Here is a 23,345-nt window from a genome sequence, read left to right as displayed (position 1 = left end):
ATAACCCTCAAGTTGAGGGTTAGGGTTTTGTTGGTTCAAGGTTTTCGGCCGGGCGTCCGGCGGTACCCCAGGATTCCGCTGGGGACCGCGGGGGTGCCGGCGGCCGGGAACCGGTCTGAAGGCAAGGCCGGTTCGCAGGAACATACGCAGCTGCTGAACGCAGGCAGTTGTGCAGGAAACACGCAGTTGTAGAAAACATAAAGTTGCAGAGATTCGAACAAGGGACACAGGACGTGGCAGCACCGCAGAATTACTTGGCCGTCATCAAGGTCGTCGGCATCGGCGGCGGTGGCGTGAACGCCGTAAACCGGATGATCGATGTAGGCCTCCGCGGCGTGGAGTTCATCGCCATCAACACCGATGCACAGGCATTGCTGATGAGCGACGCCGACGTCAAGCTCGACGTCGGACGCGAACTCACCCGCGGCCTGGGCGCCGGCGCTGATCCCGAGGTGGGCCGCAAGGCCGCCGAGGACCACGCCGAGGAGATCGAGGAAGTCCTCCGCGGCGCAGACATGGTCTTCGTCACCGCAGGCGAAGGCGGCGGCACGGGTACCGGCGGCGCTCCCGTTGTTGCCCGGATCGCCCGTTCGCTCGGCGCGCTGACCATCGGCGTTGTGACGCGCCCCTTCACCTTCGAAGGCCGGCGCCGCTCCAACCAGGCCGAATCCGGTATCGATACGCTGCGCGACGAAGTCGACACGCTGATCGTTATCCCGAATGACCGCCTGCTCTCCATCAGCGACCGCAACGTCTCCATGCTGGACGCCTTCCGCTCCGCGGACCAGGTCCTGCTCTCCGGTGTCCAGGGCATTACCGACCTGATCACCACTCCGGGTCTGATCAACCTCGACTTCGCGGACGTCAAGTCCGTGATGCAGGGCGCCGGTTCGGCCCTCATGGGTATCGGTTCGGCCCGCGGCGAGGACCGTGCCGTCAAGGCCGCCGAGCTGGCAATAGCTTCTCCTCTGCTCGAAGCCTCGATCGACGGCGCGCACGGCGTGCTGCTGTCCATCCAGGGCGGCTCCGACCTCGGCCTGTTCGAGATCAACGAGGCCGCACGCCTGGTGCAGGAAGTTGCCCACCCCGAAGCCAACATCATCTTCGGCGCCGTCATTGACGACGCCCTGGGCGACGAAGCACGGGTTACGGTCATCGCAGCAGGCTTCGACCAAGTGGATGTCACCTCGCAGCCTGCACAGCACAAGCCCGCTGAACCCGCCGCACCGCCTGCCTCGGCAGCGGCTGCAGGCGGCTTCGGTGCTGCCGCTCCGGCTTCCGCCGGCCTGTCTGCCTGGTCGCAGCGGTCCCGCCAGCAGAGTGACGTCCCGGCCGACGCCGGCTTCGACATCGACCTTCCGGCCGTCGTCGAATCCGATCTGTCCACCGGCCGTCCGGATGACCTGGATGTGCCCGACTTCCTGAAGTAGGAAGACGGATCGGCGAAACAGCAGAGTAAGAGCAGCTGAGCATGGCAGGGGGGTTGTCCCGGATGTTCTGGTGGCACAGGCAGGTTGGCGACAACCTGCAGGTGGCCTTCACGAATACATCCGCGGGCAACCTCGCTTTGCATGTCGGCGATGATCCGGCGGCGGTCCTGCAGCGGCGGGCCGCACTCGAGGCTCAGATGGGCGTCGCTGCCGGTTCCCTGCGGTTCATGAACCAGATCCACTCCGCTGTGGTGGAAGAGGCCGCCGATCCGGACTGTGAAGCCCCCACCGCCGACGGACTGATCAGCACCGATGGCTCTGCACCACTCGCAGTCATGGTGGCCGACTGCGTGCCCGTCCTGCTGGCCGGGACCCGTGCGGACGGAGTTTCCGTCACAGCCGCGGTCCACGCCGGCCGCCGCGGCCTGCTGGACCGCATCCTGCCCGAAGCCGTGGACCGGATGCGGGCCGCCGGCGGAACCGGTATCCAGGCGTGGATCGGCCCCTGCGTCTGCGGGGAATGCTACGAGGTGCCCGCGGACATGCAGGCCGAGTCCGTTGCCCTGCTGCCGGCCACGGCCGCTACCACCCGCAGCGGCACGCCCGCCCTTGATCTTCCGGCGGGGGCGCAGGCGCAGCTCGAGGACCTGGGGGTGGCCGTGGAGCGCGTTGCGGGCTGCACCCTGGAGAACGAGGATCTGTTCTCCCACCGCCGGGACCCGGCAACCGGACGCCTTGCCGGCCTGATCTGGCAGCGCCCCTGACCCTGCGGCGGATCCGCCGCAGCGGCCGGGGATAATGGAAAGACCATGACTTTACTCTCCGAATTTCCTTCCCGGGCCGACGAGCTTCGCGACCGGCTGCAGCGCGTTCGGGAGCGCATCGCTGCGGCCGACCGCCCCGCCGGTACCGCAGAACCGCACCTCATTGTGGTCACCAAGTACTTTCCGGCGTCCGACGTCGGGATCCTTGCCGGACTCGGCGTGCGCGACGTCGGCGAAAACAAGGACCAGGAAGCCGCAGCGAAAGCCGCGGAGCTGGCGCAACTGGGCCTGAACTGGCACTTCATCGGCCAGCTGCAGTCCAACAAGGCCAAGTCCGTGGTCCGCTACGCCGCCTCCGTCCACTCCGTGGACCGCCTTTCCCTCGTGGCCGCCCTCGGCAAGGCCATGGCAGCGGAGCAGCAGCGACGCGGGGGAGAAGGGCTGCCCGCCCGCCCCGACCTGCACTGCTTCCTGCAGGTGGACCTGCGCGCGGACCCCGCGAGGGCCGCAGACCCCGGACGAGGGGGAGCCTTGCCTGCGGATCTGCCGCGCCTTGCCGAGGCCGTAGCCGGAACCCCGGGCCTGGTGCTGTCCGGCCTGATGGCCGTGGCGCCCCTGGACGGGGATGCGGGCGAAGCCTTCGCGCATCTGGGGAAGCTCTCGGAGCAGCTGCAGGCCGACCATCCCGGGGCGCGGAGCATCTCCGCCGGAATGAGTTCAGACCTCGAGGCCGCCGCGGCCCACGGGGCGACACACCTGCGGATCGGGTCCGATGTTCTGGGCCCGCGACCGCAGGTACGGTAGCGTCAAAGTACGAACACCAGACAGCCGCCGCGCAGCACCGTTTGTACCGTGCAGATGCAGTAACAATGCAGTACCAGTACAGTAACGGGCAGCTAGGCGTTGAAGGATTATGAGGAGCAACCATGGCTGGCGCAATGCGCAGGACAATGATCTACCTTGGGCTCGCCGATGGTGACGAGCACTACGAGTCCGAACAGCGGCACCTGCGGGAAGCCCCTGCCCGGGAGGAAGACTTCGCTCCCGTCCATGAGCCCGATGAAGAGGCGCCGGAGGCGGCTCCCGCCCCCGTCGTCCGCAATGCAGTTGAGGAGTACCGCGCACCCGTGACACCCATCAAGCGTGCACCGTCGTCCCGCGAGGACGTATCGGGCCTGCGTCAGATCACGACCGTCCACCCCCGGTCCTACAACGACGCCAAGATCATCGGTGAAAGCTTCCGTGACGGCATCCCCGTCATCATGAACGTCACCGACATGGGAGAAGCAGATGCCAAGCGGCTCGTAGACTTCTCCGCCGGCCTCGTTTTCGGCCTGCGCGGTAGCATTGAGCGTGTCACCAACAAGGTTTTCCTGCTCTCGCCTTCCTATGTTGAAGTCCTGGGCGACGACAAGAAGATTAGTGAATCGCAGTCCACCTTCTTCAACCAGAGCTAACGTGGCGCCGTACCAACGGGCCGCGGGGGCTGCCGACCGACTTCCGGAAATGAAACCCTGCGCGTGAATATCATTCTTCCCCTGGTATACCTGGTGCTGGTGCTTTTCCAGCTCGCACTTATTCTGCGGATTGTCTACGACGCGGTGCAGATGTTTGCGCGTCAGTGGCGGCCCAAGGGTCCCGCACTGCTGCTCGCCACGGGCGTCTACGGTGTCACCGACCCGCCCGTCCGCCTGCTGCGGCGCATCATCCCGCCGCTCCGCCTCGGAGGAGTGGCGCTGGACCTGGCATTCCTGGTCCTGTTTATCCTCGTTTCAATCCTCACGCAGGTCGTCGTCGGGGTCGCGCGCTAGCGCTGCCGGCGCCGCAGGGTCCGGTTAGTTTTCGGAAACCAAACGATATAGTGTGAAGCCGAATACAACCCTGCATTTTTGTATGTCCGTAATTCTCTACGTAGAACCGTCTGCTTGACTGGCAGGCGAATCTTATAATCCAGTATGAGGTGACCAGATGGCTCTGACGCCAGAAGATGTTGTCAACAAGCGGTTCCAGCCGACCAAGTTCCGGGAAGGCTATGACCAGGACGAAGTCGATGACTTCCTCGACGAGATCGTGGTCGAACTGCGCCGGCTGAACTCGGAAAACGAAGACCTCCGCAGCCAGCTGGCTGCGGCCGCGACCGGAGGATCCGCCGCCGCGTCGGCAGACTCCGTCCCGGCTCCGGTGGCTGCTGCCCCGAAGGTCGAGAAGGTTCCGGAAGAGGCCAAGCCCGAGCCCGAGGCGAAGGTTGAAGCCCCGGTCGTTGAAGAGGTTCCGGCGCCCGTCGAGGCCAAGCCCGAACCGGCTCCGGCCCCCGCCGTCAGCAACACGGAGACCGCAGCAGGCATCCTGGCCATGGCACAGAAGATGCACGACGACTACGTCGGTGCCGGCATTGAGCAGCGCGACAAGATCATCGCCGAAGCGCAGATCGAAGCCAGCGGACTTGTCACCGATGCGCAGGAGAAGAGCCGCAAGATCCTCAGCACCTTGGAGCAGCAGAAGGCTGTCCTGGAGCGCAAGGTCGAGCAGCTGCGCGGCTTTGAGCGGGACTACCGTTCACGCCTGAAGGCTTACATCGAAGGCCAGCTGCGTGACCTGGATGCACGCGGTTCCGTAGCCTCCGAAACGGCCGACGCGTAACTGCCTCCGGCACAGCTCGCCTGGAGAATCGGTTAAACTGATGTACAGGCAGCGATTCAGAAGTTGAACAATGCAGAAAACAGGCAGCGCAGAAGCTGACTGACAAAACCTAAGGGCCGGCGGCCGGGTCACCCCGGCCACCGGCCCTTAGGTTTTCCGCATGGCTTCCGGATCCACCCGCAATGCACGCCTGCACCCTGACTCCCGCCGGTATTCCCATCATGAAAGCACCATGACTCCTTCCTCACCGCAGACCCCGGACAGCACCGGACCCGGACGCGGCCGCGCCCGCAGGGGCGTGCCGGCGTTCATCATGCTTGCCCTGGCCGCCGCCGCCGTCGTCCTTGACCAACTCACCAAATTCTGGGTGGTCCGAACCATGACCGAGGGCCAGGTCACCGACGTCCTGCCGCCGGTCCTGCGCTGGCACTTTATCCGCAACCCCGGGGCGGCGTTCTCGATCGGCACCGACTACACCTGGGTCTTCACGATCATCATGGTGCTTGTCTCCGGCTTCCTGATCTACCTCATGTTCCGGGTGCGTTCCCTGGCCTGGGCAACGGCCCTGGGCCTGGTGCTTGGCGGCGCCCTGGGCAACCTGACCGACCGGCTGTTCCGCGAACCGTCCTTCGGGCAGGGCCACGTGGTGGACTTTATCGCCTTCCCTAATTTCGCGATTTTCAACATTGCCGATTCCTGCGTCGTCTGCGGCGTGATTCTTGTCTGCCTGCTGACCCTGCGCGGAATCGGCATGGACGGGGTACGCATCCCGTCCGGCAAGACAGATTCCACCCAGCAGCAAAATGACGACGAGGCAACACGATGAATGAGCTCCACGCAGTTTTTGCAGTCCCCGAGGAAGCCGACGGCAAGCGGGCCGACGCCGTAGTGGCAGGCCTGCTTGACGTCTCCCGTTCCGTTGCGGCCACCTGGTGCACGGACGGCTACTTCAGTTCCAACGGCAAGGTGCTGACGAAATCAGACAAGCTGCGCGCCGGGCAGGAAATCACCGCGGACGTCCCCGAGCAGCGGGACCCGCTGGCCGTCGTCGTCGAGCCGGTGGATGACCTGCTGATCCTGGGCGACGACGAGCACTTTGTGGTGATCGACAAGCCCGTCGGCGTGGCCGCGCATCCCTCGCCCGGCTGGGTGGGCCCGACAGTGGTGGGCGCGCTGGCCGCGGCCGGCTACCGGATCTCCACCTCCGGCGCCCCCGAACGCCAGGGCATCGTCCACCGGCTCGACGTCGGCACCTCCGGTGTCATGGTGGTTGCCAAGACCGAGCACGCGTACACGCTTTTGAAGCAGGCGTTCAAGGAACGCACGGTGGACAAGATGTACCACGCAGTGGTCCAGGGCCTGCCCGATCCGCTGAAGGGAACCATCGACGCCCCGATCGGGCGGCACCCCGGCTACGACTGGCGTTTCGCCGTGGTGGAGGGCGGCCGTCCGTCGGTGACGCACTACGAGGTGCTGGAAGCGTTCGGCAAGGCCTCACTGGTCGAGGTGCACCTGGAGACGGGCCGCACCCACCAGATCCGCGTCCACTTCTCCGCGCTGCGCCACGCCTGCGCCGGAGACCTGACGTACGGTGCGGACGCCAAGCTGGCCGCCGAACTGGGGCTGACCCGGCAGTGGCTGCACGCCCGGAAACTGGGCTTCACCCACCCCGCCACAGGGGAGTACGTGGAATACACCAGCCAGTACCCGCAGGACCTGCAGTACGCCGTCGACGCCCTGCGCAGCGGCGAGGTTTAGCCCGCCGGAGAGCCGCGGCACACCGTGGGCGGCCCGGCGCGGCGGCGTCCGGCACGCCGGGCGCCGGGGCCTAGAATGTACAGGTGGCTTCAGCAACTAGTACGTCGAAATCGTTTGTCCATCTTCACAACCACACCGAATATTCGATGCTCGACGGGGCTGCCCGGCTGACTGATCTGTTCAGCCACGCCGACGAGCTGGGCATGAACGCCCTGGCAACCACCGACCACGGCTTCGTGTTCGGCGCCTTCGACTTCTGGAACAAGGCCCGCAGCGCCGGCATCAAACCGATTATCGGCGTGGAGGCCTATCTGACGCCCGGTACGGCACGCAGGGACAAGACCCGCGTGAAGTGGGGCGACGGCGGCAGGAACGATGTATCCGGCGCCGGCGCCTACACCCACATGACCATGTGGGCCGAGAACACCGAGGGCATGCACAACCTCTTCCGGATGTCCTCCCTGGCTTCGCTGGAAGGCTACCTGTACAAGCCGCGCATGGACCGGGACCTGCTGCAGACCTACGGCAAGGGCCTGATTGCCACCACCGGCTGCCCCTCCGGGGAAGTCCAGACCAAGCTGCGCCTGGGCCTCTACAAGGAAGCCGTGCAGGCGGCGTCGGACTTCCGCGACATCTTCGGGCCGGAAAACTTCTTCTGCGAGCTGATGGACCACGGCCTGGACATCGAACGCAACGTGCAGGCGGACCTGATCAAGCTGGCCCGCGAGCTGCAGTTGCCCCTGGTAGCCACCAATGACCTGCACTACACCCACGCCGAAGACGCTTCCGCGCACGCAGCGCTGCTGTGCGTGCAGTCCGGCTCCTCCCTGGCGGACCCCAAGCGCTTCAAGTTCGACGCCGACGAGTTCTACCTCAAGTCCCCGGACGAAATGCGGGCCATCTTCCGCGACCACCCGGACGCCTGCGACAACACCCTGCTCATCGCCGAGCGGTGCGACGTCGAGTTCAACACCAAGGCCAACTACATGCCGCGCTTCCCGACTCCGGAGGGGGAGAACGAGGAGTCCTGGTTCGTCAAAGAAGTCGAAGCGGGCCTGCAGCGCCGGTACCCGGGCGGCATTTCCGACGCCGTGCGCCAGCGTGCCAACTACGAGGTAGGCATCATCGTCCAGATGGGCTTCCCCGGTTACTTCCTGGTGGTTGCCGACTTCATCAACTGGGCGAAGAAGAACGGCATCCGGGTCGGCCCGGGCCGAGGCTCCGGCGCCGGCTCAATGGCCGCCTACGCCATGGGCATCACGGACCTGGACCCGCTGCAGCACGGCCTGATCTTCGAGCGCTTCCTGAACCCGGACCGCGTCTCCATGCCTGACTTCGACGTCGACTTCGATGATCGGCGCCGCTCCGAAGTGATCCACTACGTCACGGAGAAGTACGGCGACGAGCGCGTTGCCATGATCGTCACCTACGGCACCATCAAGGCCAAGCAGGCGCTGAAGGACTCCTCCCGCGTGATGGGCTACCCCTTCTCGGTCGGAGAACGCCTGACCAAGGCGATGCCGCCGGACGTGATGGGCAAAGGCCTGTCCCTGGCCGACGTGCACAACAAGGAAGCCAAGCGCTACGGGGAGGCCGAGGAGCTGCGCGAACTGCTGCGCACCGACCCGGATTCCCAGCGTGTGTTCGATACCGCGCTGGGACTTGAAGGCCTGAAGCGCCAGTGGGGTGTGCACGCCGCCGGCGTGATCATGTCTTCAGACCCGCTGATCGACATCATCCCGATCATGCGCCGCGAGCAGGACGGGCAGGTCATCACGCAGTTCGATTACCCCACCTGCGAAGGCCTGGGGCTGATCAAGATGGACTTCCTCGGCCTGCGGAACCTGACGATCGTCTCCGACGCGGTGGAGAACATCAAGAACAACCGCGGCGAGGACCTGGTCCTGGAAGACCTGCCGCTGGACCTCAAGGAAGCGTACGACCTCCTTGCCAGCGGTGACACGCTGGGCGTGTTCCAGCTCGACGGCGGGCCGATGCGGTCGCTGCTCAAGAGCATGCGTCCGGATAACTTCGAAGACATCTCCGCTGTCATCGCCCTGTACCGGCCGGGTCCCATGGGTGCGAACTCGCACACGAACTACGCCCTGCGCAAGACCGGACAGCAGGAAATCACTCCGATCCACCCGGAGCTTGAGGAACCGCTCGCGGAAATCCTGAACACCACCTACGGCCTGATTGTCTATCAGGAGCAGGTTATGGCCATCGCCCAGAAGGTGGCAGGCTTCAGCCTGGGCCAGGCAGATATCCTCCGCCGTGCCATGGGCAAGAAGAAGAAATCGGAGCTGGATAAGCAGTACGCCGGTTTCCACCAGGGCATGGTGGACCGCGGCTACTCCGAAGCGGCCATCAAGGCGCTCTGGGACATCCTGCTGCCCTTCTCCGACTACGCCTTCAACAAGGCGCACTCCGCGGCCTACGGCGTCGTCTCCTACTGGACCGCCTACCTGAAGGCCCAGTATCCGGCCGAGTACATGGCCGCCCTGCTCACCTCGGTGGGCGATGACAAGGACAAGCTGGCCCTGTACCTGAACGAGTGCCGCAAGATGGGCATCACGGTGCTGCCGCCGGACGTGAACGAGTCCTCGGTGAACTTCACCCCTGTGGGCAAGGACATCCGCTTCGGCATGGGCGCCATCCGCAACGTGGGCACCAACGTGGTGCAGGCGATGGTGGCGGCCCGCGAAGAAAAGGGTGCGTACACCAACTTCAAGGACTTCCTGATGAAGGTCCCGGCGGTGGTCTGCAACAAGCGGACCATCGAATCGCTGATCAAGGCAGGCGCCTTCGACTCGATGGGCCACGCCCGGCGTCCGCTGGCGATGATCCACGAAGAAGCCATCGACTCCGTGGTGGTGCTCAAACGCAACGAGGCCGTGGGCCAGTTCGATCTCTTCGCCGCCATCTCCGACCAGGAACCGGAAGACTCGATCAGCATCGACATCCCGGACCTGCCCGAGTGGGAGAAGAAGGACAAGCTCTCCTTCGAACGCGACATGCTCGGCCTGTACGTCTCGGACCATCCGCTCCAGGGCCTGGAAGGCATCCTCAGCCAGCACGCGGACTCCACGATTACCAACATCGTGGGGGAGGAAGGTCCGCCCGACGGCGCGATCGTCACCATCGCCGGCATGATCACGTCCCTGCAGCGGCGCATTGCCAAGAACAGCGGCAACGCCTACGCCCGCTGCGAGATCGAGGACCTCGCCGGGTCCATGGAAGTGATGTTCTTCGGGCAGGTCTACGGGCCCATTGCGGCCGTGCTGGCAGAAGACCTGATTGTGGTGGTCCGCGGCCGGCTGCAGCGCCGCGACGACGGCGCCGTTACGCTGAACGCGCAGGAACTCACCGTTCCCGACCTCAGCGAGGGCCATTCCGGACCCGTGGTGATTTCCATGGCCACGTACAAGGCCACGGAAACCGTGGTCTCCCAGCTGGGCGATGTGCTCCGGACGCATCCGGGTACCTCGGAAGTCCAGATCCGGCTCAACGGTTCACGCACGGTCGAAGTCATGAAGCTGGGCGTGGACATGCGGGTGAACCCCACCCCGTCGCTGTTCGGCGACCTGAAGGTGCTGCTGGGGCCCGCCTGCCTCGACGCCTGATCAGGACGGAGGGCGGCGGCCGGGCCTCCCGCGGGCGACACAATCCGGCGGGCCGCGGCCGGGGCTGGGTAGAATGAGGGTGTGAATTCATCCAGCCCCGCCGCCTTTGAATCCTTCCGCACCATCGACCTGCGCGGGCAGCATCTCAGCCCCGCGGAGCTGAAAGGTGCCATGCCGCGCGCCGAGACGACGTTCGACGCCGCCTCCGACGCCGTCGAGGCCATCATCACGGACGTCCGCACGCGCGGGTTCACCGCACTGACGGACCTGGCGCAGAGGTTCGACGGCGTGGACCAGCAGCAGGTGAGGGTGCCGCAGGAAGCCCTGGACTCGGCGCTTGAACAGCTGGACCCGGCCGTCCGCACCGCGCTCGAAACAGCCATTGAACGGACCCGGATCTTCGCCAAGGCCCAGCGTCCCGCCGATGCCGAGGTTTCGATCCGTCCCGGCGCGGTCCTGACGCACAAATGGATGCCCGTCTCCCGCGTGGGGCTTTACGTTCCCGGCGGCCTGGCCGTGTATCCGTCCTCGGTGGTCATGAACGTGGTGCCGGCCCAGGCCGCAGGCGTCGAGTCCCTGGCCCTGGCCTCCCCGCCGCAGAAGGAATTCGGCGGACTGCCGCACCCCACCATCCTGGCCGCTGCGAAGCTGCTGGGCATCGACGAGGTGTACGCCGTGGGCGGCGCCCAGGCTATTGCCGCCTTTGCCTACGGTGTGCAGGCCGACGCCAACAACGCCGCGATCCTGCCGGTGGACGTGGTGACCGGTCCCGGCAACGTGTTCGTGGCCACCGCCAAGCGCCTGGTCAAGGGCGTGGTGGGCATCGACTCCGAAGCCGGACCCACCGAGATCATGGTCCTGGCCGACGACACCGCCGACGCCCGCCTGGTAGCGGCGGACCTGGTCAGCCAGGCCGAACATGATCCCAACGCCGGCTCCGTCCTGGTCACGGCGTCGGAGCAGCTTGCCGCCAAAGTCCGCGGGGAACTGGAAGGCCAGGTGCGGGACACCAAGCACAGCGAGCGGGTACAAACTGCCCTTTCCGGAGCGCAGTCCGGGGTGATCCTGGTGGACGGGCTGGAGCAGGGTATTGCCGTCTGCGATGCCTACGCCGCCGAGCACCTGGAAATCCAGACGGCCGACGCCGAGGCCGTAGCGGCGCGGATCCGCAGTGCCGGCGCCATTTTCGTGGGGAACTACAGTCCCGTCAGCCTGGGCGACTACTGCGCCGGTTCCAACCATGTCCTGCCCACCGGCGGTACGGCGGCCTTTTCCTCGGGCCTGAACACGACCACCTTCATGCGGGCCATTCAGGTGGTCAACTACAACCGTGAGGCGCTGGAAGAAGTCAGTGCCGATATCGTGGCGCTTTCCCGTGCAGAGGATCTGCCGGCCCACGGCGATGCGGTGAGCATCCGCTTCGAGTAACCCGGCGGGTATTCCCCACTACCCACATGTAGTTGTACAGGTACTACATGTAGTGGTTGCCCGCTTGGTGATGCAGCAGCGCGGGCCCTATAGTGAGAGCACCATAAGGCCCCTTCGCGAAAGGACGGGATATGTACTGTCCGTTTTGCCGCAACGCTGATTCCCGCGTCGTGGACAGCCGCCTGGCCGACGACGGCTCGGCAATCCGCCGCCGCCGGCAGTGCCCGCAGTGCGGCCGCCGCTTCTCCACTGTGGAAACCACCAGCCTGAGCGTGATCAAGCGCTCCGGGGTGGGTGAACCGTTCAGCCGCAGCAAGGTGATCAACGGCGTGCGCAAGGCCTGCCAGGGCCGGCCCGTCAGCGAGGACGACCTCGCGATGCTGGCGCAGGAAGTGGAGGAATCCATCCGGGCCAGCGGGGTGGCGGAAATCGATGCCCACGAGGTGGGTCTGGCCATCCTCACGCCGCTGCAGAAGCTGGACCAGGTGGCGTACCTGCGCTTTGCCAGCGTTTACCAGTCTTTTGATTCCCTCGAGGATTTCGAGACCGCTATTGAGAAGCTGCGGAACGAGGCCCGGGAAAACTCCGGCCGGGTGCCGTCCGGTGCCCAGCGGCCGCTTACCGCGCAGTAAATGGACATGCGCCGTCAATAAGCACCGCAGTATTTGATTATCTCGCAGTACTGATTCCAGACACGGAAAAAGCGGCGGAAGGTTATCCTTCCGCCGCTTTCGCGTTGTCCCGGTCCGGGTGGTTACTTGAGGTACTTGAAGTGCGTGGCTGCCTGGAGGGCGGCTCCGACAATCCCGGCGTTGTTCTTCAGGTTGGCGGTGACCAGCGGCGTGCGCAGGTTCAGCAGCGGCAGGAAGTCCTCGCTGCGCTTGGAAATTCCGCCGCCGACCACGAACAGATCGGGGGAGAAGAGGAACTCCACGTGCGAGAAGTAGCGCTGGAGCCGTTCGGCGTATTCCTCCCAGCCGATTCCGTCGCGTTCGCGGGCCGAGGCCGAGGCCTTGGTCTCGGCGTCGTGCCCGTCGATTTCAAGGTGGCCGAGCTCGGCGTTGGGGACCAGCATGCCCTTGTAGATCAGGGCCGAGCCGATGCCCGTGCCCAGGGTGATCACCAGGACGGTGCCGTCCACTTCGCGCCCGGCGCCGTAGCGGGCCTCCGCCAGGCCGGCGGCATCGGCGTCGTTCATGACCTGCACGTCGCGGCCGAGCGCCTTGGTGAGCAGCGTGTCGACGTCCGTGTCAATCCAGCTCTTGTCCACGTTGGCTGCGGAACGGGCAATGCCGTGGGAGATGATGGCCGGGAAGGTGACGCCCACGGGAACCTCGGGTCCGGGACCCTCGGGGCGGGAGGACAGTTCCGCCACGATCTGCCCCACGACGCCGGCTACGGCTTCGGGGGTCGCCGGCTGCGGGGTGGGAATGCGGTAACGGTCGCCAATCAGCTTGCCCTTGGCCAGGTCGACAATGCCGCCCTTGATGCCAGTGCCCCCGATATCAATTCCGATGACGGCGTCGACGTGCTTGTCGGACTTATGCTTCTTGGCCATGGTTCTCCAGTAGTAGTTCTGAGCTCGGGCTAGCGGGTCAGGGAAGGGTCAGAACTTCGGCGCCGTCATCAGTCACGAGCAGGGTGTGCTCGAACTGTGCGGTGCGTTTGCGGTCCTTAGTGAGGACTGTCCAGTTGTCATCCCACATGTCCCACTCAATGGTGCCGAGAGTGAGCATAGGTTCAATCGTAAACACCATTCCGGGTTCGATCAGCCTGCTGTACGCAGGCGCGGCGTCGTAATGCGGAATGATCAGGCCGGTGTGGAAGGCTTCACCGACGCCGTGGCCGGTGAAGTCACGGACAACACCGTAACCGAACCGCTTGGCATAGGACTCGATGGTGCGCCCGATGACGTTGATTTCGCGGCCCGGCGCGACGGCTTTGATGGCCCGGCGCAGCGATTCCTGCGTGCGCTCCACGAGCAGGCGGGACTCTTCGTCCACGTCCCCCACCAGGAAGGTCCAGTTGGTATCTCCGTGGACGCCGTTCATGTAGGCCGTGATATCGATGTTGATGATGTCGCCGTCCTCGAGCACCGTGGTGTCCGGGATGCCGTGGCAGATGACCTCGTTGACCGAGGAGCACAGGGACTTTGGGAAGCCCCGGTAACCCAGCGTGGAGGGATATGCGTTCGAGTCCAACAGGAACTGGTGGCCGATCCGGTCCAGCTCGTCGGTGGTGACGCCGGGGACAATGTGCCGGCCGACCTCAACGATGGCCTGCGCGGCCACCTTGCTGGCGAGGCGGATCTTCTCGATGGTTTCGGGCGACTTGACCTCGGACCCGGTGAACGGTGCGGGAGCTTCCTTGTCCACGTATTCGGGCCGGGGGATCGACGCCGGAACACGCAGCCGGGGGCTGATGCTTCCCGGTGTCAGGTGTCCAGCAGGTGCAGTGTCGAGTTTCTGGGGCATACCATCGATCTTATCGCCAGCGTGCCCGGAGGCGGGACGAGCCGCCGGGCACGGCACAGGCACATCCCAAGGCAACAGGAGGACCCCATGGCCGATTACTGGTTCAACGTAGTGACCCACCAGGTGGAGGAAGGCCCGCAGTCCGACTGGACGAAGCTGCTCGGGCCGTACCCCACCCGCGAGGAAGCCGAACTGGCCCTGCAGAAGGTGCAGGCGCGGAACAAGGCCTGGGACGCCGACGAAGACTAGCGGCTTGTGCCCTAGAAGTCTGCGTGCCCTAGAAGCTGTGTTCCGGGCCGGGGAAGGAACCGCTGCGGACCTCGTCCGCGTACTCCTTTGCCGCCCGGGACAGCTCGGTCCGCAGGTCGGCGAAGGCTTTGACGAAACGCGGCTGCTTCCCGCCGCGCAGCCCGGCCATGTCCTGCCAGACCAGCACCTGTCCCGTGGTGGCGTTGCCCGCACCGATACCGATGGTGGGCACGCGGACGGCGGCGTCGACTTCTGCCGCCACATCGGCCGGCACCATTTCCATCAGGACGCAGAACGCGCCCGCCTCCGCGAGGGCGACGGCGTCCTGCACCACAGCGGCTCCCGCCTCGCCGCGGCCCTGCACCTTGTAGCCGCCGAGCGCATGCTCGGCCTGCGGAGTGAAGCCCACGTGGGCCATCACGGGAATCCCCGCGGCGGTCATGGCACGGACGTGGTCCGCATAGTGCCGCCCGCCCTCCATCTTCACCGCGTGGACCAGGCCTTCCTTCATGAGCCGGACCGAGGATTCGATCGCCTGGGCGGGGGAGACCTCGTAGGAGCCGAAGGGAAGGTCGCAGACCACCAGTGAATGGCTGGCGCCTGCCGTGACGGAACGGGCAAAGACGATCATCTCGTCCATGGTGATGGGCAGCGTGGTGGCGTGGCCCATCACGTTGTTCGCAGCCGAGTCGCCCACCAGGAGGACCTCGATGCCGGCTTCGTCGAAGATGCCCGCGGCGTACTGGTCATAAGCGGTCAGCATGGCGAACCTGCCGCCGTTGTCCTTGAGCTGCTGCAGGTGGGAGATGCGGATTTTCTTCAGCGCCGGTGCTGAAGGAGCGGAAGGGGCCGCGGGAGCGGCAGCGTACGGGGAGGGCTGTTCGGCACTGGTCATGCTTCGAGCCTACTAAAGAACGCCCCGCAGGAACCTCCCGGCGGCCCGGTTGCGGGGATCCGGGCGGGCTGCCGCCCAAACCCTCCACACCTAGGTAGAGTGAAGAAGGTTTCACATGTCTCTGAGCCGTGAAGAGGAAAGAAGGTAAGGATGAACCGCCAGCAGGAATTCGTTCTGCGCACCATCGAGGAGCGCGATGTCCGGTTTGTGCGGTTGTGGTTTACCGACGTCGTCGGCCAGCTGAAATCCGTGGCGCTGGCCCCGGCGGAAGTCGAAGGCGCCTTTGAGGAGGGCCTGGGCTTTGACGGTTCCTCCGTTGAGGGCCTGGCTCGGATCTTCGAGTCGGACCTGCTGGCCCAGCCTGATCCCGCCACCTTCCAGATCCTGCCCTGGCGCGGCGACGAGGAGCAGACCTCGCGGATGTTCTGCGACATCCTCACCCCGGACGGCCAGCCGTCGGCTGCCGATCCGCGCAACGTCCTCAAGCGCCAGCTGGCCAAGGCCGCTGACATGGGCTTCACCTGCTACACCCACCCCGAGATTGAGTTCTACCTGCTGAAGTCGGACGAGCTCGGCGAAGACGGCCAGCCCGTTCCCGTGGACCAGGCGGGCTACTTCGACCACGTTCCCGGCGGCGTGGCCCAGGACTTCCGCCGCACGGCAGTGTCCATGCTGGAGGCCGTCGGCATCTCCGTGGAGTTCAGCCACCACGAGGCCGGGCCCGGGCAGAACGAAATCGATCTGCGCTACGCCGATGCGCTGCAGACCGCCGACAACATCATGACCTTCCGCACAGTGGTCAAAGAGGTCGCGCTGATGACCAACTGCTACGCGAGCTTTATGCCCAAGCCCTTCTCGCACCACCCCGGCTCCGGCATGCACACCCACTTCTCGCTCTTCGAAGGCGACAGCAACGCCTTCTTCCAGGCCGGCGCCGAGTTCCAGCTGTCCACCACGGCACGCCAGTTCATGGCGGGCATCCTGCGGCATGCGCCGGAATTCACGGCCGTGACCAACCAGTTCGTGAACTCCTACAAGCGGCTCTGGGGCGGCGGTGAGGCCCCGAGCTACCTCTCCTGGGGCCACAACAACCGGTCCGCACTGCTGCGGGTGCCGTTGTACAAGCCGAACAAGGGCCAGTCGGCCCGCATCGAATACCGCGGCATTGACTCCGCGGCCAACCCGTACCTGGCCTACGCGGTGCTGCTGGGCGCCGGATTGAAGGGCATCGAAGAGGGATACGAGCTGCCGCCGGGTGCCGAAGACGATATTGAGAGCCTGAGCGCCGCCGAACGCCGTGCCATGGGCCATGACCCGCTGCCGGCCTCGCTGCATGACGCGGTGCGCGTGATGGAGGAATCCGAGCTCGTCGCCGACATCCTGGGCGAGCAGGTGTTCGAGAATTTCCTGCGCAACAAGCGCGCGGACTGGAACGAATACCGCCAGCAAGTGACACGGTTCGAACTGCAGAAGAACCTGGGCATTCTCTAGAGGGAGCACCGATGAGCCTGACCCGACGGCTGATCGCCACAGGTTTCCGCGACCTGGAAAAAAGCACGCGGTTCCTGGCAGCCCGGGAACTCGAGGGCGTGGACGAAGAAGCATTGTTTGCCGGGTTCGCCTTTTCGGCGGACCCGGATCTGGCCCTCCAGTCACTGGTGCGGCTGATCGGCCGCGCCCCGGAGCTGGTGGACCTGGTCAACGCCGGGACCGAGCGCAGCGAAGCCCTGTTCCGCCTGCTGGGGGCCTCCGACGCCCTGGCGGAGTTCCTGATGCGTCATCCGGGCGACGTCGGCGTCCTGCACCGCCAGCTGCGCGCGGAACCGGGCAGCACGGATGAGCCCACTCTGCGGGCCTCGCTGCTCGACGCCGTGCACGCGGGCAGTGGTGCGGCGCCCGTGGCCGGCCTGACGGGCACCGAAGCCTACGTGGCGCTGCGGTCCCGGTACCGGCGGCACCTGCTGGACCTCGCCGTGCGGGATCTCGGCGCGGCATCCCCGACGGACTACCTGCCGGCGGCAGGACGGGAGCTTGCCGACCTGGCCGGCGCAGCGCTGGAGGCTGCCCTGGCGGTTTCCCGGGCGGAGCTGGCGGCAAGCTTTCCGGCCGAAGAGATTTCCGCCGTGCGCCTCGCCGTCATCGGAATGGGCAAAGCCGGCGCGCGGGAGCTGAACTATATCTCCGATGTGGACGTCATCTACGTGATTGAGGCCTCCGGGCTGCCGGAAGAGCGGGCGTCCACCATCGGCACCGCGCTGGCCGCCGGGATTTCGCGCGCCATCAACGCCTCGGCGCCGGAGCCTCCGCTCTGGGAAGTGGACACCAACCTGCGTCCCGAGGGTAAGGACGGCCCGCTGGTGCGTACCCTGGACTCGCATGTGAGCTACTACCAGCGCTGGGCGCACAGCTGGGAGTTCCAGGCGCTGCTTAAGGCCCGGGCCATGGCGGGGGACCGGGAGCTCGGCCGGCGCTATGAGGAAGCCGTTGCCCCCTTGATCTGGAGCAGCTCCGAACGGGACGGCTTCGTGGAATCGGTGCAGGCGATGCGCCGCAGGGTCACGGACAACATCCCCGGCCACGAAGAATCACGGCAGCTGAAGCTCGGCAGCGGCGGACTGCGCGACGTCGAATTTACTGTCCAGCTGCTTCAGCTGGTGCACGGCAGGGTCGACGAAAGCCTCCGGGTACGCGCGACGACCGCTGCCATCGCGGCGCTCAGCGAGGCCGGCTACATCGGGCGCAGCGACGCGCGGGCGCTGGACGAGTCCTACCGCTACCTGCGGGTGCTCGAGCACCGCATCCAGATGGTGCATATGCGCCGGACCCATCTGATGCCCGAGGAGGAGGCAGCGCTGAGGGCACTGGCCAAGGCCAGCGCCGGATCCCTGTCCTCCGAACGCCCCAGCGCCGAACGCCTGCGCGAACAGTGGCAGCGCACCAAACGCCTGGTGCGGCAGCTGCATGAAAGCATTTTCTACCGGCCGCTGCTCAGTACGGCCGCGCACCTCAGCGCGGATGAAGTCCGGCTGACCCCCGAGGCCGCCCAGGCGCGCCTGGCCGCGCTGGGCTATGTGGACCCCCGCGGCGCGATGCGCCACATTGAAGCACTTACCGTGGGTGTGAGCCGGCGCGCCGCCCTGCAGCGGCAGCTGCTCCCGGTGCTGCTCGCCTGGCTCGCCGACGGCGTGGACCCCGACGCCGGTCTGCTGGGCTTCCGCCGGCTGAGCGAAAACCTGGGCGACACCCACTGGTATCTGGGGATGCTGCGCGACTCCTCGGCAGCGGGGGAGCGGCTGTGCTCCATCCTCTCCTCGAGCCGGTTCATTACCGACCTGCTGGAGGTCTCGCCGGAATCGACCGCCTGGCTCGGGTCCGACAAGGACCTGGTGCCGGCGTCCTTCGACACGCAGTGGCTGGAAATCCAGTCGAAGATGTCCCGCCACCCGCACCCGGGTGAAGCCATGCGGCTCATCCGGCTGATCCGCCGCCGCGAGATGCTGCGCATAGCGATCGCCGACAGCGCCGGGCTGCTCAGCCAGCAGGAGGTCGGCCGCGCCCTGGCGGACGCCGACCGTGCCGCCGTCCTGGGTGCCCTGAATGTTGCGGAGTCGGAGGTGTTCGGCAGCAGCGAGAAGCTCACGGATCTGCTGGTGGTTGCAATGGGACGGCAGGGTGGACGGGAGATCGGCTACGGCTCCGACGCGGATGTGATGTACGTGCACCGCCCGCTGCCCGGCGTCGAGCCGGCGGCAGCCCAGGCCCAGGCCGAGAAGGTCGTCTCGCAGATCTCCACCTACCTGCAGCAGCCGTGCAGCCCGGCTGTCCGGGCCGAGCGCCCCCTGGTTCTCGACGCCGGCCTGCGCCCCGAGGGCAGGCAGGGCCCGCTGGTGCGGAGCCTGGAGTCCTACCGCGGCTACTACGAACGCTGGTCAGTGGTCTGGGAGGCGCAGGCCCTGCTGCGGGCGCGTCCCATGGCCGGCAGCGACGCGCTGGCCGAGGATTTCATGGCACTGATCGACCCGGTGCGCTACCCGGAGGACGTCACGGCCAAGGACGTCCGGGAGATCCGCCGGATCAAGGCACGCGTGGAAGCCGAACGCCTGCCCCGGGGAGCGGATCCTTCCCGGCAGCTGAAACTTGGACGCGGCAGCCTCAGCGACGTGGAGTGGCTCGTGCAGCTGCTCCAGCTGCAGCATGCCCGCCGGGTGCCGGAGCTGCGGACGACGGCGACCCTGCCCGCGCTGGAGGCGGTCGAGGCGGCCGAGCTGCTTCCCGCCGTCGACGTCGAGACCCTCCGGCAGGCCTGGCTGCTGGCCAGCCGGGTCCGTAGCGCAAATGTTATCCGCGGCGGACGGAACCCCGATGTGCTGCCCTCTTCCCGCCGGGAACTGGACGCGGTGGCCCGCTGGTGCGGTTACGGTGCAGGTCAGGGCGGGGTTCTGGAGGAGGATTACCTGAAGGTCACCCGGCATGCCCGGGCCGTTTTCGAACGGTATTTCTACGGATACGGGACCTAGCTCACGTCGCTGACGGCCCAATCGGTTCGTTGCATTGCCACTGCTCTAGGTACGCTCTATGAGGGCATTTGCGGCGTGTGCCGCAGTGATAGAGCTAGGAGACGTTTACTTTGCTTAGTGGCAAACGGGCCTTAAAGGGCCCGGCTAAACTGGCCGTACCGCTGACCACCTTCCTCGCAACCCTGGCTTTGCTGCTGGGGATTCCTGCGGCCGGAGCAGTCGCAGCGGACGGCGTCGAAGGCGAGACCTTCGTCATCGGCACCGATACCACGTTCGCACCGTTCGAATTCCGTGAAAACGGCGAACTCGTGGGCATCGACATGGACCTCCTCAACGCGATTGCCGAGGAGGAGGGCTTCAACGTCGAAATCCAGTCCCTCGGCTTCGACGCGGCACTGCAGTCGCTGCAGTCCAACCAGGTGGACGGCGTTATTGCCGGTATGTCCATCACCGACGAACGCCGGCAGGTCTTCGACTTCTCGGACCCGTACTTCGAGTCCGGCATCCAGATGGCCGTCGCCGAGAACAACAACGACGTCGCCGGGTACGAGGATCTGCGCGGCAAGCGCGTAGCGGTCAAGACCGGCACCGAAGGCCAGACCTTCGCCGAGTCCATCAAGGACGACTACGGCTTCGAAGTGGTTGCCTTCGCGCAGTCCGCCCAGATGTACGACGACGTCAAGGCCGGCGGCTCCGTGGCCGTGTTCGACGACTACCCCGTGCTTGCCTACGGCGTTGCCTCCGGCAACGGGCTGAAGACCGTCACCGAGAAGGAAGCCGGCAGCGCCTACGGTTTTGCCGTCAACAAGGGCGCCAATCCCGAACTCCTGACCGCCTTCAACGACGGCCTCGCCGACCTGAAGGAAAGCGGCGAGTACGACGAGATCCTGGACACCTACCTCGAGGCCGGTGCCAAGGATTCCAGCTTCTGGTCCCTGATCACGGACAACGGCCCCGCCTTCGCCAAGGGCATGGGCCTGACCCTGCTGGCAACCGCGCTGTCGCTGCTCTTTGCCCTCGTCCTCGGCGTCTTCTTCGGCTTCCTGAAGGTCGGGTCCTCGCGGATCCTCCGCGGCATCGCCACCGTCTACGTGAGCATCTTCCGCGGCACCCCGGTACTGGTGCAGGCCTTCTTCTTCTACTTCGGCCTGCCGCAGATCATCGGCCAGCCGGTGGACGTACTCACTGCCGGCGTGCTGACGCTGAGCCTGAACGCCGGCGCCTACATGACCGAGATTGTCCGCGGCGGCATCCAGTCCGTGGATCCCGGCCAGATGGAAGCGGCCCGCAGCCTCGGACTCGGCTACGGAAAAACCATGCAGAAGGTCATCATTCCGCAGGCCATCAAGATCATGACGCCGTCCTTCATCAACCAGTTCGTTATTACCTTGAAGGACACCTCCCTGCTTGCCGTCATCGGCTTTGCGGAGCTGACGTACCAGGGCCAGCAGATCTACGCGGTGAACTTCCGTACCGCTGAAGTACTGATCATCGTGGCTGCCCTGTACTTCATCGTCATTACGCTGCTGACCAAGCTGGCGGACGTCCTGGATAAGAGGTTTAACAAGTGAGCAAGATCCAAACCATTGGACTGCGGAAATCCTACGGGTCCAACGAAGTCCTTAAAGGACTGGACGTCAGCGTGGCCGAAGGCGAAGTAGTCTGCGTCATCGGCCCGTCCGGCTCCGGCAAGTCCACCTTCCTGCGCTGCCTGAACAAGCTGGAAGACATCACCGGCGGCACGGTCATGGTTGACGGTTTCGACCTCACCGATCCCAAGGTGAACCTGAACGAGGTGCGCCAGCACATCGGCATGGTGTTTCAGCACTTCAACCTGTTCCCGCACATGAGCGTGCTGGACAACATCATGCTGGCGCCGGTGCAGCTGAAGAAGGCACCGAAGGCCGAGGTCCGCAAGACCGCCCTTGCCCTGCTGGACCGGGTGGGCCTGGCAGACAAGGCCGATGCCCGCCCCGCGCAGCTTTCCGGCGGCCAGAAGCAGCGTGTGGCTATTGCCCGGGCGCTGGCAATGCAGCCGGACATCATGCTCTTCGATGAGGCCACCTCGGCGCTCGACCCGGAAATGGTCGGTGAAGTGCTGCAGGTTATCCGTGACCTGGCCCGGGAAGGCATGACCATGGTTGTGGTCACCCACGAGATGGGCTTCGCCCGCGAAGTGGCCGACCGCGTGATCTTCATGGCCGACGGCCACATCGTCGAGGAGAACACCCCGGAGCTGCTCTTCGGCAGCCCGCAGGCTCCGCGCCTGCAGGACTTCCTGGCCAAGGTGCTCTAGCTCTCCGGACGTTTTTTGCAGTGGCCGCCGCCGGTATTCGTTATGCTCTTTCGAATGAGTGAACTAACCGGTACGGCGGCCACTGTCGTACTCCTTCGGGATTCCGACGCCGGCCCCGAGGTGCTGCTGCTGGAACGGCCTACTGCCGGCTCGTTCGGCGGTGCCTGGGTCTTCCCCGGCGGACGGGTGGACCCGGAAGACCGTGCCGATGGAGAGGCTGAAGAGAGCGCGGCTGTGCGCGCCGGAGTGCGTGAAACAGCGGAAGAGACCGGGCTGGTTCTCCGCGCCGGGGACCTGGTGCCGCTTTCCTGCTGGATCCCTCCGGAAAACATCCCACGGCGCTACCAGACCTGGTTCTTTGCCGCGAAGGCTCCTGCCGGGGATATTCACCTTAACCCCGGGGAACTGCTCAACCATCTGTGGCTGCTGCCGGCGGAAGCTTTGGACCGGCACCGCAACGGGCTGATGCAGTTGGTTCCGCCGACCTGGGTGACCTTGCACTCGTTGACCACCGACGCCTCTGCCGATGCGGCCCTTGCCCGGATTGCGCGTGCTGAACCGGAAACCTTCCGGACCCGCTCCCTCGCCGGATATGAGCCCGTGACCGTTTTTGCCTGGGAGGGCGACGACGAGTACGACGGCGCGGGCGGGGGTGTCGGTGGGGCTTCTACTCCAGCGTCGGGTGCTTCCTTGCCGGCGCGACACCGGCTCGTGATGGACAAAACCTTCTGGCGCTATGAGCGCACCCGGTAGCCTGTAGCCATGGGGTTTACGGGAATAGTGATGCTAATGTGCGGACTCGGCCTGTCCTGGGCAGCTGAAGCCACTGCCCGGGGGAAGGTCTGCGTCAACGGCCTGATCGGCATCCGAACGGGATACGTGACGGCTTCGCCGGAGGCCTGGCTGGCGGGACATCAGGCAGCCCGCGGACTCACGCACGCGGCAGCTGCCGTTTTTATGGTCACGGGCATCCTCACCCTGGTCTTTGACGGCACCGAGGGAGTGCTCGCCGTCGGTGCCATTGCAGGAAGCCTTGGAGTGCTTGCGTTGATTCTTGCGGCGGCCTCCCGGGCGAACCATGCTGCGAAACGGGTTGTTGCGGCGGGCGGCACTGAACCTACGGAGAAGCGACACGATAGGGCGGATCGTTGAATCAGGAGCGGCACTGATCCGGGGCAACAACTTCCGGCAGCGGCCCCACTGAGGCGCTTCCCCTGGCACGGCCGGTGTCATGGCTTTTGTGACCTGGTCACTGTAGACGGGTGAGGGTC

At 65.7% G+C, this 23,345-nt stretch carries 21 protein-coding genes; 18 read left to right on the top strand and 3 right to left on the bottom strand.

The window, feature by feature from the left end:
* Positions 1 to 233: 233 nt before the first annotated feature.
* The 11 genes from ftsZ to nrdR all read left to right on the top strand — a co-directional run bounded on the left by ftsZ (position 234) and on the right by nrdR (position 12,275).
* On the top strand, positions 234 to 1,430 hold the full coding sequence (gene ftsZ / locus NNX37_RS11150; protein ID WP_255792738.1) for a cell division protein FtsZ: 1,197 nt from the start codon (positions 234 to 236) through the stop codon (positions 1,428 to 1,430).
* A 41-nt stretch (positions 1,431 to 1,471) separates the two neighbouring features.
* Positions 1,472 to 2,194, top strand: a complete 723-nt coding sequence (gene pgeF / locus NNX37_RS11145; RefSeq protein ID WP_308206312.1) for a peptidoglycan editing factor PgeF — start codon at positions 1,472 to 1,474, stop codon at positions 2,192 to 2,194.
* Between the two features lie 45 nt (positions 2,195 to 2,239).
* The gene (locus NNX37_RS11140; RefSeq protein WP_255792737.1) at positions 2,240 to 2,998 is read left to right on the top strand and encodes a YggS family pyridoxal phosphate-dependent enzyme; all 759 of its coding nucleotides are present in this window, start codon (positions 2,240 to 2,242) and stop codon (positions 2,996 to 2,998) included.
* 122 nt (positions 2,999 to 3,120) lie between these two features.
* On the top strand, positions 3,121 to 3,651 hold the full coding sequence (locus tag NNX37_RS11135) for a cell division protein SepF (protein WP_255792736.1): 531 nt from the start codon (positions 3,121 to 3,123) through the stop codon (positions 3,649 to 3,651).
* A 63-nt stretch (positions 3,652 to 3,714) separates the two neighbouring features.
* Positions 3,715 to 4,005 carry a YggT family protein gene (locus NNX37_RS11130; RefSeq protein WP_255792735.1) on the top strand — a complete coding sequence of 97 codons (291 nt, stop codon included), beginning with the start codon at positions 3,715 to 3,717 and terminating at the stop codon, positions 4,003 to 4,005.
* Positions 4,006 to 4,162: 157 nt separating this feature from the next.
* Entirely contained in the window at positions 4,163 to 4,834 is a 672-nt protein-coding gene (locus NNX37_RS11125; protein WP_255792733.1) for a DivIVA domain-containing protein, read from the top strand.
* 232 nt (positions 4,835 to 5,066) lie between these two features.
* Positions 5,067 to 5,660 (top strand): signal peptidase II, encoded by a 594-nt coding sequence (lspA, locus tag NNX37_RS11120; RefSeq protein WP_407079953.1) that lies wholly within the window; start codon positions 5,067 to 5,069, stop codon positions 5,658 to 5,660.
* Positions 5,657 to 6,592: an RluA family pseudouridine synthase gene (locus NNX37_RS11115; protein ID WP_255792729.1), complete on the top strand. Its 936-nt coding sequence runs from the start codon at positions 5,657 to 5,659 to the stop codon at positions 6,590 to 6,592. Before lspA ends, NNX37_RS11115 begins: the two co-directional genes overlap by 4 nt.
* Before the next feature lie 83 nt (positions 6,593 to 6,675).
* Positions 6,676 to 10,215 (top strand): DNA polymerase III subunit alpha, encoded by a 3,540-nt coding sequence (dnaE, locus tag NNX37_RS11110; RefSeq protein ID WP_255792727.1) that lies wholly within the window; start codon positions 6,676 to 6,678, stop codon positions 10,213 to 10,215.
* Between the two features lie 81 nt (positions 10,216 to 10,296).
* The gene (gene hisD, locus NNX37_RS11105) at positions 10,297 to 11,643 is read left to right on the top strand and encodes a histidinol dehydrogenase (protein ID WP_255792725.1); all 1,347 of its coding nucleotides are present in this window, start codon (positions 10,297 to 10,299) and stop codon (positions 11,641 to 11,643) included.
* Positions 11,644 to 11,774: 131 nt separating this feature from the next.
* The gene (gene nrdR / locus NNX37_RS11100) at positions 11,775 to 12,275 is read left to right on the top strand and encodes a transcriptional regulator NrdR (RefSeq protein ID WP_255792724.1); all 501 of its coding nucleotides are present in this window, start codon (positions 11,775 to 11,777) and stop codon (positions 12,273 to 12,275) included.
* Positions 12,276 to 12,397: 122 nt separating this feature from the next.
* Here the strand turns inward: nrdR and ppgK are convergent, their stop codons facing one another.
* Positions 12,398 to 13,201 carry a polyphosphate--glucose phosphotransferase gene (gene ppgK / locus NNX37_RS11095; protein ID WP_255792723.1) on the bottom strand — a complete coding sequence of 268 codons (804 nt, stop codon included), beginning with the start codon at positions 13,199 to 13,201 and terminating at the stop codon, positions 12,398 to 12,400.
* 37 nt (positions 13,202 to 13,238) lie between these two features.
* The gene (gene map / locus NNX37_RS11090) at positions 13,239 to 14,117 is read right to left on the bottom strand and encodes a type I methionyl aminopeptidase (protein WP_255792721.1); all 879 of its coding nucleotides are present in this window, start codon (positions 14,115 to 14,117) and stop codon (positions 13,239 to 13,241) included.
* Between the two features lie 87 nt (positions 14,118 to 14,204).
* Between map and NNX37_RS11085 the strand changes: the two genes are divergently transcribed.
* A complete protein-coding gene (locus NNX37_RS11085) occupies positions 14,205 to 14,366 on the top strand; it encodes an SPOR domain-containing protein (protein WP_255792720.1) in 162 nt (53 codons plus the stop codon).
* Between the two features lie 28 nt (positions 14,367 to 14,394).
* Here NNX37_RS11085 and panB read toward each other — a convergent pair whose 3' ends face one another.
* The gene (gene panB, locus NNX37_RS11080; RefSeq protein ID WP_255792718.1) at positions 14,395 to 15,261 is read right to left on the bottom strand and encodes a 3-methyl-2-oxobutanoate hydroxymethyltransferase; all 867 of its coding nucleotides are present in this window, start codon (positions 15,259 to 15,261) and stop codon (positions 14,395 to 14,397) included.
* 150 nt (positions 15,262 to 15,411) lie between these two features.
* Here panB and NNX37_RS11075 point away from each other — a divergent pair, with 150 nt between their 5' ends.
* The 6 genes from NNX37_RS11075 to NNX37_RS11050 all read left to right on the top strand — a co-directional run bounded on the left by NNX37_RS11075 (position 15,412) and on the right by NNX37_RS11050 (position 23,226).
* Positions 15,412 to 16,752, top strand: coding sequence for a glutamine synthetase family protein (locus tag NNX37_RS11075; protein ID WP_255792717.1), 1,341 nt, complete (start codon positions 15,412 to 15,414; stop codon positions 16,750 to 16,752).
* An 11-nt stretch (positions 16,753 to 16,763) separates the two neighbouring features.
* Positions 16,764 to 19,778 (top strand): bifunctional [glutamine synthetase] adenylyltransferase/[glutamine synthetase]-adenylyl-L-tyrosine phosphorylase, encoded by a 3,015-nt coding sequence (locus NNX37_RS11070; protein WP_255792716.1) that lies wholly within the window; start codon positions 16,764 to 16,766, stop codon positions 19,776 to 19,778.
* Between the two features lie 110 nt (positions 19,779 to 19,888).
* Entirely contained in the window at positions 19,889 to 21,349 is a 1,461-nt protein-coding gene (locus tag NNX37_RS11065) for an amino acid ABC transporter substrate-binding protein/permease (RefSeq protein WP_255792715.1), read from the top strand.
* Positions 21,346 to 22,074, top strand: coding sequence for an amino acid ABC transporter ATP-binding protein (locus NNX37_RS11060; protein WP_255792714.1), 729 nt, complete (start codon positions 21,346 to 21,348; stop codon positions 22,072 to 22,074). Before NNX37_RS11065 ends, NNX37_RS11060 begins: the two co-directional genes overlap by 4 nt.
* A gap of 54 nt (positions 22,075 to 22,128) precedes the next feature.
* On the top strand, positions 22,129 to 22,827 hold the full coding sequence (locus tag NNX37_RS11055; RefSeq protein ID WP_255792713.1) for an NUDIX hydrolase: 699 nt from the start codon (positions 22,129 to 22,131) through the stop codon (positions 22,825 to 22,827).
* A gap of 9 nt (positions 22,828 to 22,836) precedes the next feature.
* Positions 22,837 to 23,226, top strand: coding sequence for an SdpI family protein (locus tag NNX37_RS11050; protein ID WP_255792712.1), 390 nt, complete (start codon positions 22,837 to 22,839; stop codon positions 23,224 to 23,226).
* The last annotated feature ends 119 nt before the right edge of the window (positions 23,227 to 23,345 follow it).

Source organism: Arthrobacter zhaoxinii, assembly GCF_024385505.1.
GTDB classification, from domain to species: Bacteria; Actinomycetota; Actinomycetes; order Actinomycetales; family Micrococcaceae; genus Arthrobacter_B; species Arthrobacter_B zhaoxinii.
This window is presented reverse-complemented; position numbering and strand designations above follow the sequence as displayed.